General features: G+C 60.6%; 13 protein-coding genes and 1 riboswitch. Of the genes, 8 read left to right on the top strand and 5 right to left on the bottom strand.

Annotated features, from left to right (window positions below; all coding sequences use genetic code 11):
- Nucleotides 1-333 precede the first annotated feature (333 nt).
- Together rpsU and BN2475_RS17045 are read right to left on the bottom strand one after the other, a co-directional pair.
- A complete protein-coding gene (gene rpsU / locus BN2475_RS17050) occupies nt 334-546 on the bottom strand; it encodes a 30S ribosomal protein S21 (RefSeq protein ID WP_006050883.1) in 213 nt (70 codons plus the stop codon).
- Nucleotides 547-905: 359 nt separating this feature from the next.
- The gene (locus tag BN2475_RS17045; RefSeq protein ID WP_094780682.1) at nt 906-1847 is read right to left on the bottom strand and encodes an aldo/keto reductase; all 942 of its coding nucleotides are present in this window, start codon (nt 1845-1847) and stop codon (nt 906-908) included.
- Nucleotides 1848-2116: 269 nt separating this feature from the next.
- On the opposite strand from BN2475_RS17045, the gene BN2475_RS17040 reads away from it, so the two are divergent.
- From BN2475_RS17040 to BN2475_RS17010, 8 genes are all read left to right on the top strand, one after another.
- The gene (locus BN2475_RS17040) at nt 2117-3265 is read left to right on the top strand and encodes a flagellin (RefSeq protein ID WP_094780681.1); all 1149 of its coding nucleotides are present in this window, start codon (nt 2117-2119) and stop codon (nt 3263-3265) included.
- A gap of 175 nt (nt 3266-3440) precedes the next feature.
- Entirely contained in the window at nt 3441-4946 is a 1506-nt protein-coding gene (gene fliD / locus BN2475_RS17035; protein ID WP_094780680.1) for a flagellar filament capping protein FliD, read from the top strand.
- Between the two features lie 6 nt (nt 4947-4952).
- Complete coding sequence (gene fliT / locus BN2475_RS17030; RefSeq protein WP_094780679.1) at nt 4953-5267, top strand: flagellar protein FliT; 315 nt, start codon at nt 4953-4955, stop codon at nt 5265-5267.
- Between the two features lie 277 nt (nt 5268-5544).
- Nucleotides 5545-7893, top strand: coding sequence for a tetratricopeptide repeat protein (locus tag BN2475_RS17025; RefSeq protein WP_425435542.1), 2349 nt, complete (start codon nt 5545-5547; stop codon nt 7891-7893).
- Between the two features lie 46 nt (nt 7894-7939).
- Nucleotides 7940-9088, top strand: a complete 1149-nt coding sequence (locus tag BN2475_RS17020) for a DegT/DnrJ/EryC1/StrS family aminotransferase (protein WP_094780677.1) — start codon at nt 7940-7942, stop codon at nt 9086-9088.
- Nucleotides 9089-9120: 32 nt separating this feature from the next.
- Nucleotides 9121-9783, top strand: coding sequence for an acetyltransferase (locus BN2475_RS17015; RefSeq protein ID WP_094780768.1), 663 nt, complete (start codon nt 9121-9123; stop codon nt 9781-9783).
- A gap of 126 nt (nt 9784-9909) precedes the next feature.
- Nucleotides 9910-10038 carry a hypothetical protein gene (locus BN2475_RS36230; protein ID WP_281254230.1) on the top strand — a complete coding sequence of 43 codons (129 nt, stop codon included), beginning with the start codon at nt 9910-9912 and terminating at the stop codon, nt 10036-10038.
- On the top strand, nt 10035-10763 hold the full coding sequence (locus BN2475_RS17010; protein WP_094780676.1) for an LbetaH domain-containing protein: 729 nt from the start codon (nt 10035-10037) through the stop codon (nt 10761-10763). Before BN2475_RS36230 ends, BN2475_RS17010 begins: the two co-directional genes overlap by 4 nt.
- A gap of 246 nt (nt 10764-11009) precedes the next feature.
- Here BN2475_RS17010 and BN2475_RS17005 read toward each other — a convergent pair whose 3' ends face one another.
- The 3 genes from BN2475_RS17005 to BN2475_RS36545 all read right to left on the bottom strand — a co-directional run bounded on the left by BN2475_RS17005 (nt 11010) and on the right by BN2475_RS36545 (nt 15935).
- Nucleotides 11010-12020: a sodium:calcium antiporter gene (locus tag BN2475_RS17005; protein WP_094780675.1), complete on the bottom strand. Its 1011-nt coding sequence runs from the start codon at nt 12018-12020 to the stop codon at nt 11010-11012.
- A gap of 100 nt (nt 12021-12120) precedes the next feature.
- A riboswitch (yybP-ykoY riboswitch) is annotated at nt 12121-12292 on the bottom strand.
- Nucleotides 12293-12521: 229 nt separating this feature from the next.
- Nucleotides 12522-14918 (bottom strand): heavy metal translocating P-type ATPase, encoded by a 2397-nt coding sequence (locus tag BN2475_RS17000; protein ID WP_094780674.1) that lies wholly within the window; start codon nt 14916-14918, stop codon nt 12522-12524.
- A gap of 834 nt (nt 14919-15752) precedes the next feature.
- Nucleotides 15753-15935: a phosphoglycerate mutase family protein gene (locus tag BN2475_RS36545; protein ID WP_094780672.1), complete on the bottom strand. Its 183-nt coding sequence runs from the start codon at nt 15933-15935 to the stop codon at nt 15753-15755.
- Between the last annotated feature and the right edge of the window lie 824 nt (nt 15936-16759).

Raw genomic sequence — 16759 nt, 5'->3', positions numbered from 1 at the left:
ATGCCGCCGAAGCGGTTTCAATCGCCCCATCCGCAGAAATCTTGCTGCGCTTGTCGCGCAGGTCGGCCGTTATATGGTTATGCGCACCGCGGATGCTCTGTCCGCCGAGCGGCTGAAAAGCGCGGTGTAACGGTGTAACGGCATGGATGGCACCTACGCGGCGCGGTCGCGTTTTGCTGATTCGCGCCGCCCAACTCCGAGCACACGGCCGGGCGTTTTGCCACGCTTGTTGGAGCTGGCGCCCCAGTGAACCGTCAACGAAGGCCCAAAAGCAAAACGGCGATGTGACTTCTTTCGAAGCTCACACCGCCGTTCGGCGTACAGAAAGCGTGCTTAGTGCAGCTTTTTCGGCAGCATCTGGCTGCGCAGGCGCTTGTGCAGGCGCTTTACAGCAGCAGCCTTCTTGCGCTTACGTGCCGTGGTCGGCTTTTCGTACGATTGGCGCTCACGCAGTTCAGCGATCAGGCCGTTCTTTTCGATTGCGCGACGAAAGCGGCGAATTGCCACTTCGAACGGCTCGTTTTCCTTCAGAAGAATCGTCGTCATGTAATTCCTAACTCAATCACTTGATACGGGTTAATTGCGTGGCGGGAGACCGCTCACGCGCCGGCCCTCCGGTCGTTTCGATTCATGGCCAGTAACAGGCAAACGCGGGAAACCCCGGCCAAACCACAAATGAAACGAGAGGCAAAGCGGCCACGGAGGCCGGAAAAGAGAGGTGGGGAGCTCACCGCGGAACGCGGACAGACGTAGTGCAAATGCCGCGTCTGTTGCCGTTTCGCCAACCTTTCATCAATGAAAAACACTGACGAAACAGGCAAAGATCTCAATTCACTCCCGATGATATCAGGAAACTCCCCATCCTACCAGGGGTTTAGCGATCGCGCCAGGTCCTCCAAGCGCGCTCAGGCGCTTGCTTCGTCCAGTTCGCGGATGTCAGCCTCCGTCAGCAGGAGATGGACGGCGGCCGCAAGGCTTTCCAGCTGAGCGATCGAAGTCGCGCTGGCAATCGGGGCCGTAACACTGGGCCGCGCGACAAGCCATGCCAGTGCGACACTCGCCGGCGTACTGCCGTGCTGTTCGGCGACGCGATCGAGTGCGCCCAGAATCCGCAAACCGCGCGTGTTCAGATACTTTTCGACCCGGCTGCCACGCACCTTACCGGCCAGATCCGCCTGCGAACGGTACTTGCCGGACAGAAAGCCGCTCGCGAGGCTGTAGTACACCACCACGCCGAGCTGATTGGCGAGCGCCACCGGTTCGATGTCGCGCTCGTATTCCGCGCGGTCGTACAGGTTGTACTCCGGCTGCAGTAGCTGGTATTCGGGTAGCCCGTGCTGGCGTGACACCGCGAGCGCCTCCTCGACCCGCGCGCCGCTGTAGTTCGACGCGCCGATCAGTCGCACCTTGCCCGTTTCGATCAGCTTCTGATACGCGCCGAGCGTCTCGACCAGCGGCGTATCGGTGTCGTCGTCGTGAGAAAAATAGACGTCGATGTAGTCGGTCTGCAAGCGCCGCAGCGAATCCTCCACCGCCGCCTGAATGTTGGACGCCGACAGCCCCTTGCGGTGAGGATGCTTCGAAACCTTGGTGGCGAGCACGATGTTGTCGCGCTTGCCACTCTGGCGCAGCCACTTGCCGATGATCGTTTCCGACTCGCCACCCTGGTTGCCGGGCACCCACGCGGAATAGACATCGGCAGTATCGACAAAGTCGAGACCCGCATCGACGAATGCATCCAGAATCGAAAACGAGGTGGCTTCATCGGCGGTCCAGCCGAATACATTGCCACCGAACATAAGCGGTGCAACTTGTATTTCCGAGCGTCCAATGCGGCGCTTTTGCATGATTTCTCCCGGCTTTTACGACAAGAGCAAAAGAGAATACGCCGTCTTTTCAAATCCCGCAGCGCACGCGCCGGACAAGGCAGGAAGCCCGTTCGGCGAGGCAGCCGCGTCGGCCTTTGCGCAAAAGAATTGGGTCAGCATTACAGAAAGTTCCTCAAGTTTTTTTCAAGAGGGCCGTCAACCTTCACTGAGGCGGCCAGCAATGAACGAGTGCTTCCGCCGATGCCAACTTGGCGTACTGGGCTCAAGGCTTATTTAGGAGATTTTCCATGCTCGGAATCAATAGCAACATCAACTCGCTGGTTGCACAGCAAAACCTCAATGGCTCGCAAAGCGCCCTTTCGCAAGCCATCACCCGCCTGTCGTCGGGCAAGCGCATCAACAGCGCGGCAGACGATGCAGCAGGTCTGGCAATCTCGACGCGTATGCAAACGCAGATCAACGGCCTGAATCAGGGCGTGTCGAACTCGAATGACGGCGTGTCGATGATTCAAACCGCATCGAGCGCACTGTCGTCGCTGACTTCGAGCCTGCAACGTATCCGCCAACTGGCTGTGCAAGCATCGACCGGCACGCTGTCGTCGAGCGACCAGGCCGCTCTGCAGAAGGAAGTTTCGGCACAGATCTCGGAAGTGAACCGCATCGCTTCGCAAACGACGTACAACGGCACGAAGATTCTGGACGGCTCGGCAGGCAGCCTCTCGTTCCAGGTCGGCGCGAACGTCGGTCAGACGGTCAACCTGAACCTGAGCCAATCGATGTCGGCAGCGAAGATCGGTGGCGGCCTGGTGCAAACGGGTCAAACGGTCGGCACGGTCTCGGTCAGCGTGGATACGGCTGGTGCGTACACGTCGGCGTCCAACCCGGCAATCACGGCAATCAACGTACTGTCGGACGGCCAGGGCGGCTACACGTTCACCGATCAAAACAACCAGGCGATCGCCCAGACCGTCGCACAGGCAGTGTTTGGCGCAAACGCGACCACGGGCACTGGCGTCCAGGTCGGCGCCCTGGCACTCCAGGCCGCTGCAACGACGACGGCAGGTGCAGGTTCCGCTGCTCAGAATTCGGCAGTCGCGCAGATCAACGCGATCAACACCCCGCCGACGGTTTCGGGCCTCGACATCAGCACGGTCACCGGCGCGAACCAGGCAATGGTCTCCATCGACAACGCACTGCAGACCGTCAACAACCTGCAAGCGTCGCTGGGTGCCGCACAAAACCGCTTCACCGCAATCTCGACGTCGCAGCAAGCTGAATCGACCGACCTGTCGTCGGCACAATCGCAAATCACGGACGCCAACTTCGCACAAGAAACGGCGAACCTGAGCAAGGCGCAAGTGCTGCAGCAAGCTGGTATCTCGGTGTTGGCGCAAGCTAACTCGAACCCGCAGCAAGTTCTGAAGCTCCTGCAGTAAGAGCTGACGCAGTAACGGCGGTGCGCCGCGCGAGAAGCGGGGCGCATCGCCGGGTTTCAAGCAACGGGAGGCATGCCTCCCGCTGTGCATTTCGCTCACCCAATGATGTAGCATCGCGCACCACCTAGCCTCACCGCATTACCAACACGGATTCCTCGACGCCCGGAGCCTTTGCATGTCCACGATCTCTACCACGTCTTCCACGGCAAGCGCGAATGCCGCGCTGCAGTCGGCCGCCCAATCGATCATCAGCGGCTCGACCGGTAATTCGTCGATGGACGTGTCGACGCTCGTCACCGCCCTCGTGAATGCGAAGACGGCGGGACAAAGCGCGGCTCTGACGGCGCAACAGACCAAAGACAACACCACGCTGTCCGCGTACGGCGCACTCAGCTCAGCTTTGAGCGCCCTGCAGTCGGGCATCACCAACCTCGCCAACGGCACCACGCTGTCGACGTTCTCGGCAACCGCGAGCGGCAGCGGCCTCACGGCCACCGCGGGTACGGGCGCCGTGGCCGGCAGCTACTCGGTCGCGGTGACGCAGATCGCGAGTGCGCAGTCGCTCTCCTCGGCGGCCTTCGGCGCGACCACGCAGCTCGGCACCGGTACGCTGAGCATCTCGGTCGGCGGCAAGTCGATGGACATCAGCGTCGACAGCACCAACAACACGCTGTCCGGCATTGCCGCGGCGATCAATGCAAGCAGCAGCAACCCCGGCGTCACGGCGACCATCGTGACCGGCACGGACGGTGCCCACCTCGTGCTGCGCGCGTCGAACACCGGCGCGGCTAACGTCATCAACGTCTCGACCAGCAATGTCACGACCGACAACGGCCTGTCGAGCCTCGGCGTGACTTCGACCGCGAGCACCACCGGCGGCCAGTCGACCATCACCTCGGCGAATTCGAGCAGCGCTTGGACCCAGAGTGCCTATGCGCAGGACGCGTCGTTCACGGTCGGCGGAATCGCCGCCACCAGCTCGAGCAACTCGGTGACCACCGCGATCTCCGGCGTGACGCTCAATCTGACGTCCGCGGCCGCAGGGACCACCCAAACGCTGACCATCGCGCAGGACACCTCGTCGGAGAGCACGGCGATCAACAATTTCGTCAGCCTGTACAACACCGTCGTGACGACGATGTCCACGCTGACCTCGTACAGCGCCGGCGCGAGCTCGCAAGGCCCGCTGCTCGGCGATTCGACACTGCAGACGATCAAGAACACGCTCGCCGGCATCGTCGGCGGCTCGGTCGGCACGGGCAGCACCGGCACGACGCTGGCCTCCATCGGCATTACGCTGAAGGGCGATCCGGCCGACGGCACGCTGGTGGTCGACAGCAGCACGCTGAGTACGGCGCTGACCAGCAGCCCGGCGACGGTCGCCAAGCTTTTCAACTCGACCAACGGCATCGCCGAGCAGTTGAACAGCAGCATCACCACCTTCACGCAGACCGGCGGCATCATCGACACGCGTAATACCGCGCTGAACGCCGACCTGAAGAGCATCACCACGCAGCAAACCGCGCTCGCCGACTACACGGCGCAGTTGACGAGCCAGTACCAGGCACAGTTCACCGCGCTGAACACGCTGATGGCGACGATGAACAACAACTCGCAGTACCTGACCGCGTTGTTCGGCGGCACCAACAGCGCCGGCGCGCTGGCCACCAACAAGGCCTAAGCCAGAATGGAGGCGAACATGATGAGTCAGACGGAACTGGTGGAGCGCCTGCTGTCGATCACGCGCGACATCGAACAGGCCGCCTCGCTCGCCGACTGGCCGCAAGCCGCGCGCCTCACCGAAATGCGCTCGCCGTTGCTGATGGCGCTGTCCGCCGATCAGGCGCCGGCCGCGCTGGAGATGATCCGCCAGATCCAGGCGATCGACGCCGCATTGCTGGCGGACGCGCAAACCACCCAGAACGAACTGCATGTCGAGTTCGAAGCGGCGATCGCGCGCACCAGGGCGGCCGGTCAGTATCAGCAGGTCGCCCGCATGTAAGCACAGCGCGGGCGTCCGGCCGCGACGGCAAGCCTGCCGAACTGCACCACCCGCACCGCCCGCCGCACAGGACAATAAGAACCACGCGCTGAAGTTGAGGCGCACTCGTTCCCTCAGCCCGCCTCGTGCGGGCTTTTTTCTTGCCCTTTGGGCGCCTGCCGTGCTTGTCCATACGCTAAACAGGCGGCCTTTTTACCGTCATCTCTGAGCATCGGGAATGCCGTCTCCATCGCACAATTTCCGTCATAGACCATTCTGCGCTGAGACCATGACTCTCCTGTACGATCAGCCGACCGCTGAACCATTGACGCCCGAACAACAGCTCGAGCAAGACATCGCTTTGGTCTTGCAGACCGCGTTGGCGCATCACCACAAGGAGGAGTTCGACGATGCCGAAGCGTTGTATAAGGCAATCCTCGATGCCAAGCCTGGCCACGGCGACGTGCAGTACAACCTCGGCGTGCTATACGTGCAGCGCAGCCGTCCTGCCGAGGCCCTACCACACCTGGAAACCGCGCTCGGCGGTGCGCCGAACAACGGACAATATTGGGTTGCCTACATCAACGCATTGATCGACGCCGATCAGATCCAGGCGGCGTGGCTAGCGCTGGAAATGGGGCAACAAAGGGGATTGAAGGGCCCGGCAGTCGACGGCCTGATTACGCGAATGGCGCATGGCGGTGCCAGGTACGCCACCGCCGCGGTCGCGCCGGTCGTTGCATCGCCGCAACCCTCTGCGACGCTAGTCATTTCGACAGATCCGGACGCCACGGACGCCACAACGGCAGCACTCGATACGCGCCGTCCCACCCCACAGGAAATAACCCGCTTCAACACGCTCTTCAACAAGGGCCACATTCCGGATGCCATCAAGCTCGGACGAAGCCTGACAGAGCGATTTCCGTCGAACGGCCTCGCATGGCGTTGCCTCGGTACCGCTCTTCACAAAGCCGGCCAATACAGCGACTCCGTCCAGCCCCTGAGGAACGCCATATCGTTTGGCAGTGACGATTCTGAAGTCCGAAAGGCACTGGCCGACTTGCTGCGCCTGCTTGGTCAGGATGCCGAGGCAGAAACCGAGTGCCGAAAACTGCTCGAGTTGCATCCTGATCATTCGGAAGGCCATCGTATCCTTGGCTTGGTGCTCGCCAGCCGAGGCCGCATTCGCGAAGGGATCGCCGAGTGCCGTCGTGCCATCGAACTCGCGCCCGACTACGCGGAGTCCCATGGCACGCTGGGCGTGGTGCTGCTTGGCGCTGGCGCCACGGACGAGGCCGAGCTATGTTTTCGCCGCGCGCTCGAGCTCGATCCGAAAAATGCACCGACGCGCAGCAATTTGCTCTTCAGCATCGCGCACAATCCTCACATCACCGCGGAGCAGATCTACGCCGACCATCGCGAATTTGCCCGGATTCATGAAACATCGCTGCGCTTGCCGAAGCCGCGTCACGCGAATAGCCGCGCACCTGATCGCCAGCTGAAAATCGGCATTGTCTCCGGCGACCTGTTCCGGCACGCAGTCGCCTCTTACCTGCTGCCGATCATCGAACCTCTCGCGAAAGACAAGAGCCTGTCGCTCCATGTCTACTACAACCACGTGCACGAAGACGACTACACGCACTGGTTGCGCGGCCAGGTCGAACAATGGACCGGGATCGCCGGCATGCAGGACGAGCAATTCATCGCCAAGGTTCGCGCCGACAAAATCGATATCCTGATCGACCTGAGCGGGCACACCGGCCGCAACCGGCTGCAGGCATTCGCGCGCAAGCCCGCGCCAATTCAGGCCAGCTGGATCGGATACCCGGCGACGACCGGTCTCGACGCGATGGACTACTATCTCAGCGACCGTTTCTTTACGCCGTTCGGCGAGATCGAGCAGCAGTTCTCCGAGAAGCTCGTGCATCTGGCCGCCATCGGGCCGTTCCTGCCGGACAGGAATGCTCCGCCGGTCAACATTCTGCCGGCCATGCACAACGGCTATGTCACGTTCGGCAGTTTCAACCGGCTGAACAAGTTGCGCCCCGACGTGGTCGCCGTGTGGGCGAGGTTGCTGCGCGAGCTGCCCACTGCCCGGATGGTGCTCGGTTCCATGAATGGCGACGAAGGCGATGAAAGCCTCATTAGCTGGTTCGTCAACGAAGGCATTTCACGAGACCGCCTGACTTTCCGTCCGCGTTCCCGCGTAGAGGTCTACCTGCAGCAGCACTTTCAGGTCGACATCTGTCTCGACACCTTCCCCTATACCGGTTCGACGACCGTTCTGAACTCGTTGTGGATGGGCGTGCCTACGCTGACGATAGCGGGCAAGACCATGGCGAGCCGGGCGGCGACGGCATGGCTCGCGCATTCAGGTCTCGACGCGTTCGCAGCCGAAGATGCAGACGATTTCGTGGCGAAGGGTGTCAAGCTGGCCTCCGACATCCCCGCACTCGCGAGCATTCGTACGGCGTTGCGGGAGCGCTGTGCGCAGTCGGCTCCGTTCCAGCCGGAAGTTGTCGCGGAAAGCCTTTCACGCGCATTTCGCACGATGTGGCAGCGCTGGTGCAACGGTCTCGCTCCGACAGCCTTCAGCGCGCACGATCCGCAAGCGGCACGCGGCGACGACGCGGTTCATACCGCATAACGGCCGTCATCCGTGACCCAGACCAAAAAACTGCAGCGAGGAAACCATGGGTTCTAGCGCGCCTCTCCGTGCGATCACGTCGCTGGACGACGAACGCATCTATGTCACTCAGCCACATCTGCCGCCGCTGGCCGAGTTCATGCCGTACCTCGAAAAGATCTGGAACAGCAAGACACTCACCAACGGGGGGCCGTTCCATCAGCAACTCGAGAAGGCACTTTGCGAGTATCTGGGCGTCGAACACCTCGCGCTATTCGCGAACGGCACGCTAGCTCTCGTGACCGCGCTGCAAGCGCTGCGCGTCAATGGCGAATGCATTACGACGCCCTACTCGTTTGCAGCCACCGCGCATTCGCTGCTTTGGAACGGCATCAAACCGGTCTTCGTGGACGTCGATCCGGACACGCTCAACCTGGACCCGGAAAAGATTGAAGCGGCGATCACGCCGCAAACAACCGCCATCATGCCGGTGCACTGCTACGGTCATCCCTGCGATGTGAAAGCCATCCAGAAGATCGCCGACAACTACAACCTCAAGGTCATTTACGACGCCGCGCACGCATTTGGCGTGCAGACCGAAGATGGCAGTGTGCTCAAGCACGGTGATCTGTCGATTGTCAGTTTCCACGCCACCAAGGTCTTCAACACGTTTGAGGGCGGCGCGATTGTCTGCCCGGACGCGAAAACCAAACAGCGCATCGACCATCTGAAGAACTTCGGTTTCGTGGATGAAGTGACAGTCGTGGCCGCCGGCATCAACGGCAAGATGAGCGAAATCAATGCCGCGTTCGGACTTCTGCAGTTGCAACACGTCGACAATGCGTTGGCAAAACGCAAGGCAATCGACGCGCAGTACCGCGAGCTGCTCGCTGACGTACCTGGCATCCGCTGCATGTCAGACGCAGGCGAAAAAGTGGCGAATTACGCTTACTTTCCCGTTCAGGTTGAAGACAATTTTCCAATCAGCCGTGACGCACTGTACGAGCGCCTGAAGGAACACGGTATTTTCGCGCGCCGCTACTTCTACCCGCTTATATCTGAATTCCCGATGTATCGTGGCCTGCCGTCCTCCGACCAGAACAATCTGAGTACCGCTGCCGCCGCTTCGAAACGAATCTTGTGTCTGCCGATCTATCCCGGTCTGAACCCGGTACAGGTCGAACGCATTGTCAGCATCGTCGCCGGTATTCAATAAACCGAGCCGGTCTTAACAACGGAACGTTGGCAATGCAAAACATCGTGCTTGTCGGATCTTCCGGCCACGCCAAAGTTATTATCGACATCGTTGAAAAGCAGGGGCGCTACCGGATCGCCGGCCTCATCGACGCCTTTCGGGCAGTTGGCGAAGCGACTCTCGGCTATCCGGTTCTTGGCGGCGAATCCGATCTGGCGAGGTTGGCCATCGAACACGATCTGAAGGGAGCGGTCGTCGCGATCGGGGATAACAGCGTTCGCTCGAACGTGGCCGCCAAGGTGGCCAATGTCTGCCCACATTTGCCATTCGTCAGCGTAGTCCACCCAGCGGCCAGCGTCGGCAAAGGGACAAGCATCGGAGCTGGCACTGTCGTCATGGCGGGAGCCGTTATCAACGCTGACTGCCGCGTGGGCCGGTTCTGCATCGTGAACACGAAGGCATCGCTCGATCACGACTGCGTCATGGAGGATTTTTCGAGCCTCGCGCCGGGCGTGACCACCGGCGGCAATTGCCGCATCGGCAGCCACGCGGCCGTGAGCATCGGCGCCGTGTTGCGCCATGGAATCACGATTGGCGAACACAGCGTGGTGGGCGCGGGATCAGTTGTTCTCAAGGCGGTCGACGCCTTTTCGGTCACATACGGAAACCCCGCGAAGAAGGTCCGGGATCGTCAGCAGGGCGACAAATATCTTTAGTCAGAATCAGGCCTGAACCGCTTACTCCCGCCGGCGAACCCGCTGCGACTCAAACTACCCGATGCGCAGGTAGGCAGCGCCTGGCCCTCACCGTAAAACGTGCTTATAGGTCGAAGTGATCGTGAAATGCGCCGCTATTCGGCGAAGTGCGCTATCGCGCTCGTCGATATGCTTTTCGGCACCATCCTCGCCGTTCTCGATCTTGATGTCGAAGCGTGGCCGGCGACGCGAATCACCTTCTACGGACCATCATGAACGTAACCACATCAGACGACTTTATCGGAGTTCAGCCCCAACACCCTTATTCGAAAGCCTTCATCGTGCTTGGCTATCGAGATGGATCGATCTCGACGATCCCGAACAACTTCTTTCGCGACTGGCTGGATGAAGAAGCGAAGGTTGGAACCTTCTCGATTGGCAAGTGTTCAGGAATAGGTGTCGGCTCGACCGCCAAATACGACTCCGATTTGCAGAAGCTCGTAGTTGGGAAATACGTCGCCGGTGGCTTGAGATTGAAGTTTCTGCTAAATGGGCAGCATGACATGCGGACGATTTCAACGTCAGTGCTTAGTGCTTACGGCAGTGGGCTGAACAACGTGCCACCGCCGCAATATGGCGACACGGTAATCCGCAACGACGTGTGGATCGGCGACGAAGCGATGTTTCTTGGCGGTTCCACCATCGAGAACGGATGCGTTATCGGGGCGAGAACCGTGGTGCCGCCTAATTTCAAAAGCGAACCTTATGGCATCTATGTGGGCAGCCCTGCACGCCTTGTCCGGTTCCGGTTCTCCGAGCGTATCCGCGAGAAACTTCTGGAACTTGAATGGTGGGACATGCCGATGTCGTGGATGCAAAAGAATAACGATCGATTCCTTGTTGACCTGACGGCAGACGAGGGGCGGTCAATGGAAATCCTGGCCGATTTGCTGCGCGCAAAGCGCGAGTTCGTCGAAGCGACGGCCACGGCGAAGACTTGATGCGTGAGCACGGAGCGGGGTGGCATGGCTTGATATGGCCGCCACCCTGACGACAGGCAGGAGCGAATTGGCATCGTTGCCGATCAGCGTGCCCGCTTAACCTGTCGATTGGGCCCGCCGCGTCGGATGACGGGTTTATCCCGCCGTCAGTGCTCACGGAGCGACGCACAATAAAAACTGCGATGTAGCGCTCCTTGCTGTTGCTCGCCGGCGTCTGAACAGGGCTTGCGGTGACACTCGCCGCGCCTAGCGCATCAGCGTGATCGCCAGGTACGTCGCGTACAACGCCCCGCAGACGAGCAGCGCCCACACCGGCACGCCTCGCGAGCGCACGTTGATGCGCAGCCACGCAGCGGCAGCGAGCGTAATCATGATGCCGGTCACCACTTCGACGCGCGGCACCCACGGCGTCAGCATGATGCCGATCGCGGGAAGCAGGGTGCCTTGAAACACCATCGCGCCGGTGATGTTGCCGAAAGCCAGCGTGTCCTTGCCGCGGCGAATCCACAGGATGCTGTTGACCTTCTCCGGCAACTCGGTGGCGATCGGAATGATCAGCAGCGAGAGCAGCAGCGGCGACACGCCGAGCGCCTGCGACACGCCCCGCACACCATGGATGAAACCTTCCGCCCCCCATACCAGCAATGCAACGGCAAGCGCCAGTTGCACCACGATGGTCCCGAGGTTGGTCGGGACGCCGACGCGCGAGATCAGCATCTTGCCCAGCGCTTCGGTGCCATGGCCCGCGTCGACCAATTGATTCGATGCGCGGAAAGTCATCACCACATAGGTGATGTATACGCCGACCAGCGCCACGCTGAAGAGCGCGCGCACGATCATCTGCTCATGCGGCACGTACATCGCCGCGGCCGCGAGCACGAAAGCGCACAGAAAGTAGTTGAGGTCGCGCGTGAAGCCCGTGCGTTCGGGCGCGACCCATCCGCGCACGCCGCGCGAGCCGAGAATCGAAAGCGTCATCAGGAAGGTGGAGAGCGTGGAGAGCATCAGCGGCGCGCCGAGGATTGCGCCGACGCCGATCTCCTGATTGACCACGCTGTCGGTCGCGCCACTGGCAATCGCGAGTAGCGGTACGAGTGTCTCGGGCAAGGCAGTGCCTACCGCAGCGAATAGCGAACCCGTTACGCCTTCGGAAATCTTCAGGCGTTCGCCTAGATGCTCGAGCGCATTGGTGAAGAGCTCGGCCGCCACTAGAATGACGACCAGCATGACGGCAAGTTCGAACAGGAGACCGGTCATGCGCGCCTCCCGGCAAACGCCGAAAGGCAGCGAGGCAGCGGACCGCCAAGAGGGGGGACTGGCAGGGCACAACGATACTTCACAGGGCAACTCCACGGTCGGACGTAGATGACGAACCAATGACGCACCGCTTCCCGTCCGACCAGAACGAGGCAGTACGTCAGTGGTCTCGCCAAACCGACCCGGTCGAACGCGCCATGACCCGCAGGCCAAGTATGTTGACGCGCTCTCCTTCAAAGGATGAAGGAAGGCTACTCCCCAGTGACCCGGGGATTCTAGCGGCAAAGGCCGCTTTTAACAACCTTGCGGGGGCGATAGAAAGAGCGGTGCAAGGGGACATTTCCGCACACCACTACGCGCTCAAGAGATTTATACGAGTCGACGTAGCGTCGCATTTTCGGCCCTGTCACGCCTCGAATTCACGAACCACCCGTGGCCAGTCTTCGACCGATACTCTCACGTGCGTTAGACACATCGATGATTAGGTATCCCTGGCAGACATCACTTGCGCAACAGGCGGAGTCCATTACCCACCACGATCAGACTCGCGCCGACGTCTGCGAACACTGCCATCCACATCGTCCCGAGGCCCGCAACGGTCAGCACGAGGAATACGGCCTTGATAGCAAGAGCCAACGTGATGTTTTGCACGAGCACGGAGTACGTTGCCTTCGACAGTCGGATGAACCTCGGAATCTTGCGCAGGTCGTCGTCCATCAGAGCGACATCGGCGGTCTCGATGGCTGCATCTGTTCCCATTGCCCCCATCGCGAAACCAATGTCCGCCCGCGCGAGGGCCGGCGCGTCGTTAATGCCGTCGCCGACCATTCCGACCATCGTCGAGTCCGCCGACAAACGCTCGACTGCGCGCAGCTTGTCCTCGGGCAACTGATTGCCCTCTGCACTGTCAATGCCGACCTGATCGGCAATGGCCTGCGCAGTGTGCGGGTTGTCGCCGGTTAACATGGCGGTGCGTACGCCAAGCTTGTGAAGCTGGGAAATTGCCTCCCGGCTCGAGTCCTTGACCGTGTCGGCTACTGCAAACATGCCGAGGACCCGGCTATCGTCCGTGAGCATGACGACCGTCTTGCCGCGGCGCTCGAGCCCGTCGAGTCGCTGCTCCAGGTCGGCCGAACAGAAACCGAGCTCTTCTATCAAGCGGTGATTGCCGAGCGAATACGTGCGTCCGTCGATCGTTCCTCGAACACCCCGGCCTGGAATCGCTTCAAAAGCATCCACCATGAGATGCGCCACATCATCGATCTGCGCGGCTTTCGCAACCGCGAGCGATACCGGATGATCGGAGCGGCCCGCGAGACTTGCGGCGAGAGCTTTGACCCGTACTGCGTCCACATCGGTTGCACGCAGCTCGAAGTCGGTTTGAACAGGCTTGCCGTGCGTAATCGTTCCCGTCTTGTCCAATGCCAGCCAGCTGAGCTTGCGTCCTTGCTCGAGATAGGTTCCGCCTTTGATGAGAATCCCGTGTCGGGCTGCAGCAGCCAGGCCACTGACGATGGTGACCGGCGTCGAGATGACCAACGCACACGGGCATGCGATGACGAGCAGCACCAGGGCCCGGTAAATCCAGTCGAACCAGCTAGCGGAAAAAGCCAGCGGCGGCACCACCGCAACTGCGAGCGCGATCACAAAAACGATCGGCGTGTACACCCGCGCAAACTGGTCGACGAACCGTTGGGTGGGGGCTTTCGCGCCTTGCGCTTGCTCCACTGCATGAATGATGCGTGACAGGGTCGTGTTATTCGCGGCCGCCGTCACGCGGAATTCGAACGAACCGGACTCGTTGATGGTGCCCGCGAAAACGGTATCCCCCTCGGCCTTCTCGACGGGCAGGCTTTCACCCGTGATGGGTGCCTGATTGACTGACGAGCGGCCAGTCGTTATCTGTCCATCGAGTCCAATGCGCTCCCCGGGTCTGACGCGCACAACGGCGCCCGTCGCCACGCTGTGGGCATCGACTTCACGCCATGTACCGTCGTCCTGTCGGACTGTCGCCCTATCGGGCGCCAGTTTCATCAGCCCTTCTATCGCGTTGCGGGCGCGGTCGAGAGACTTCGCTTCGATGAGTTCCGCAACCGTGAACAACACCATAACCATGGCCGCTTCCGGCCACTGGCCGAGGAGCAGCGCGCCCGTCACGGCGATACTCATTAGGGCGTTGATGTTCAGGTTGCCGTTGCGGATTGCGATCCAGCCCTTGCGGTACGTCGTCAGACCTGAACCGACAACGGCGGCCAACGCCAATGCTGCCACGAGCCATGACGGCTGCCCCAGCCAGCTCGCGACCTCGGCAGCAATTGCTGCCGCACCGGCGAGGGCGAGTGGCCATACCGGTTTTCTGATGGGCGCTGGCGCGTCCGCGGGCACCACTCCCGAATCGGATGTTTCGGGGGTGAATCCTAAAGAGCGCAACGCGTCGAGTATGGAGGCCAGCGCGTTCGTCTTGTGGGTTACCGTGAGCACCCGCTGCATCAGGTTGAATTCCATCGATACCACGGTGGGCATCCCGGTCAGTTTCTTGCGGATGAGCGCTTCTTCAGTGGGACAGTCCATCTGCAGGATGCGGATTTGCGTTCGCACGGCACCATCGACTAACGTCGGTGCGAAAAGCGAGTCGAACGACACGAGCGCCGGCGCGCAGCAGTTGTCGCGTGCTTTGTGCTCGTGAGGGTGTCCATTGCTGTGTTGACTGGTAGCACCATGCTCGCTCGAGCATGTGTGACCGTGTTTGTGGTCGTGGCCGTGCGGGTTGCCGTTGCCGTTGCTGTGGTCGTGTTCGGCGACGTGCGCCTGGCGCGCTGCATGGTCGTCGTGATGGTGTCCATCGGAGCACGCCGCGCCGTGCTCCCGGCGATCTTTCGAAGCTTCTACGTGGGGCATGCTGGTTTCCTTCCTTGAGATGTCCTCTAGTAAACACCTTGGAGCTACTTCAAGGTCAAGGCGGAATAAAAGTGAAATGAAACAGGCGAGCACGCGGGACAATACCTGCCGTCAGGCCTGAACATGCAGAAAAAGCGCGGTACGTCACCCGAGCGTCGGCAGGTCACGCCAGCTCAGGATGCAAGGCACATCCATTCGGGAAACCGTTCGGAGACCGGACAGAAGGTCCGGTGTGCATACGGCGCGATGGCAAAGGCTATGTCGAAGTCGGAGGATGTGGAAGACCGGAAGATCGCCGTCGAAATCGTTAATCTGGTAAAGCAGATGCCATCTGTCCAACACGCATTTACTCCGCTCGAACCGGATCGGCCTGCTAAATCGGCGTTGCCGCGTCCAGATGTGCTTAAGCGAGCGGGACGGGAGCCTAACGGTGGGCCAAGCGAACCCTCTAGACGAAAGCACGCGCGTTGAAAAAATTGCGACAGCGCATGGCGTAAGCGTCGATTACTGCGTCGCCATTCTGGATCAGCAACCGCATTGCATTCAGGAACTGCCCATGCCCGAACATCGCTGCCGTGACATCTGACGCGCCGTGGAGCAGCCGGAGACGATTGAGAGTGGCGCACACACGCTCGATGAGGGCAGTGAAAGTCTCGGCCCCTAGCCCATCCACAAGCATCCGATTGAACGCATTCCAGTACGCATCAACCCACGGACGGCGCTCGTCCGCCGACGTGCCTGCGTATCTGGCCGGTGCGAGGTAGGTGAATTCCTGAACCGGCCATATCTCACTTGGCACGGCGGGAATCTGGTCAACGTCGGAGCCGCCGTCTGTTACGCGCGGAGGAAGGGTGAGCAGATCACGACGGCCGGAGACTCGGTAAGGCGCCGGCTGATCGCTCGAGCCTGCTTTTCGCCCATTTCAGTCAGAGCGATCGACGCTGGGTCGCCGGTAGCATGGCCTGCATTAGCGGCACTCTCACCGTGCCGGAAGCATAGAACTCGAAGTAGGGGCATGTTTGCAAGTGTTTGGAGATTCGATGACCGGGCTCCGAATTTCGTGATCTGACCGGCGCTGGCGTTAGCTGTAAGCGGCAATGTTTCGCAATAGGACACTGCTCCCTGTTCCTCCAGAGCGTATCGGGCGCCGGTAGTGCTTCAACGCAGCGCAACCGTCCACACTGATTTCTGCCACGGCAAAATTTCCTAGTTCGCCTCATATGGCCGAGTGCCGCGCGAAGGGGCCGCTAGCCGGGTGCAGCGCGCCGCGCTCTACCAACTGCGACTGCTTAAGGCAGAGCGCGAGCGACTCGGCGTATTGCCTCAGCGCGAACCAAAATTGCCGCTGCAGACTGATTGGGGATATCACTCGGAAGTCGAGGTTTGCGAGTAAATATTGGAACTACGAGATGCCGGAGGACGCCTGCACGCCGCGCAGGGTATAGGCAGCGGGAATCGTTTTGGCAAGAGAAGAACGTAACGACGTGCCTGCGGAACCATTTTTCGCAACGTAGTTCGTGAAAAAAATTTTAAAAGGGTTTAGGATCGAAAGCGGTCGGGCAAATATCGGCCGGCAAAAAAACGGGCCGCACTGCTGTCTCTCACAACGCGCAGTCGGCCCCTCCATTTAACCCAAATTGGACGTGAAGCTGTGAGTCATTTATGAGCCTAACCCGGCTCCGGCCGGATGTGATCTCCGACGCGATTCAAATCTAACACCCTCGCGTCGGAAGTCAATAAATCCATGGCTAAAATTTTCTGCTTATAGCGCAGAGGGAGTCGTGCATCCCGAGATGTGGTTAAAACGTTGTTTTTAATGCATCTAGGGAAACGCTGATTAA

Origin of the sequence: Paraburkholderia ribeironis (assembly GCF_900019265.1) — a bacterium.
Classification (GTDB): Bacteria; Pseudomonadota; Gammaproteobacteria; order Burkholderiales; family Burkholderiaceae; genus Paraburkholderia; species Paraburkholderia ribeironis.
The sequence above is the reverse complement of the archived record's forward strand: the minus strand, read 5'-3'. Positions and strand labels throughout refer to the sequence as shown.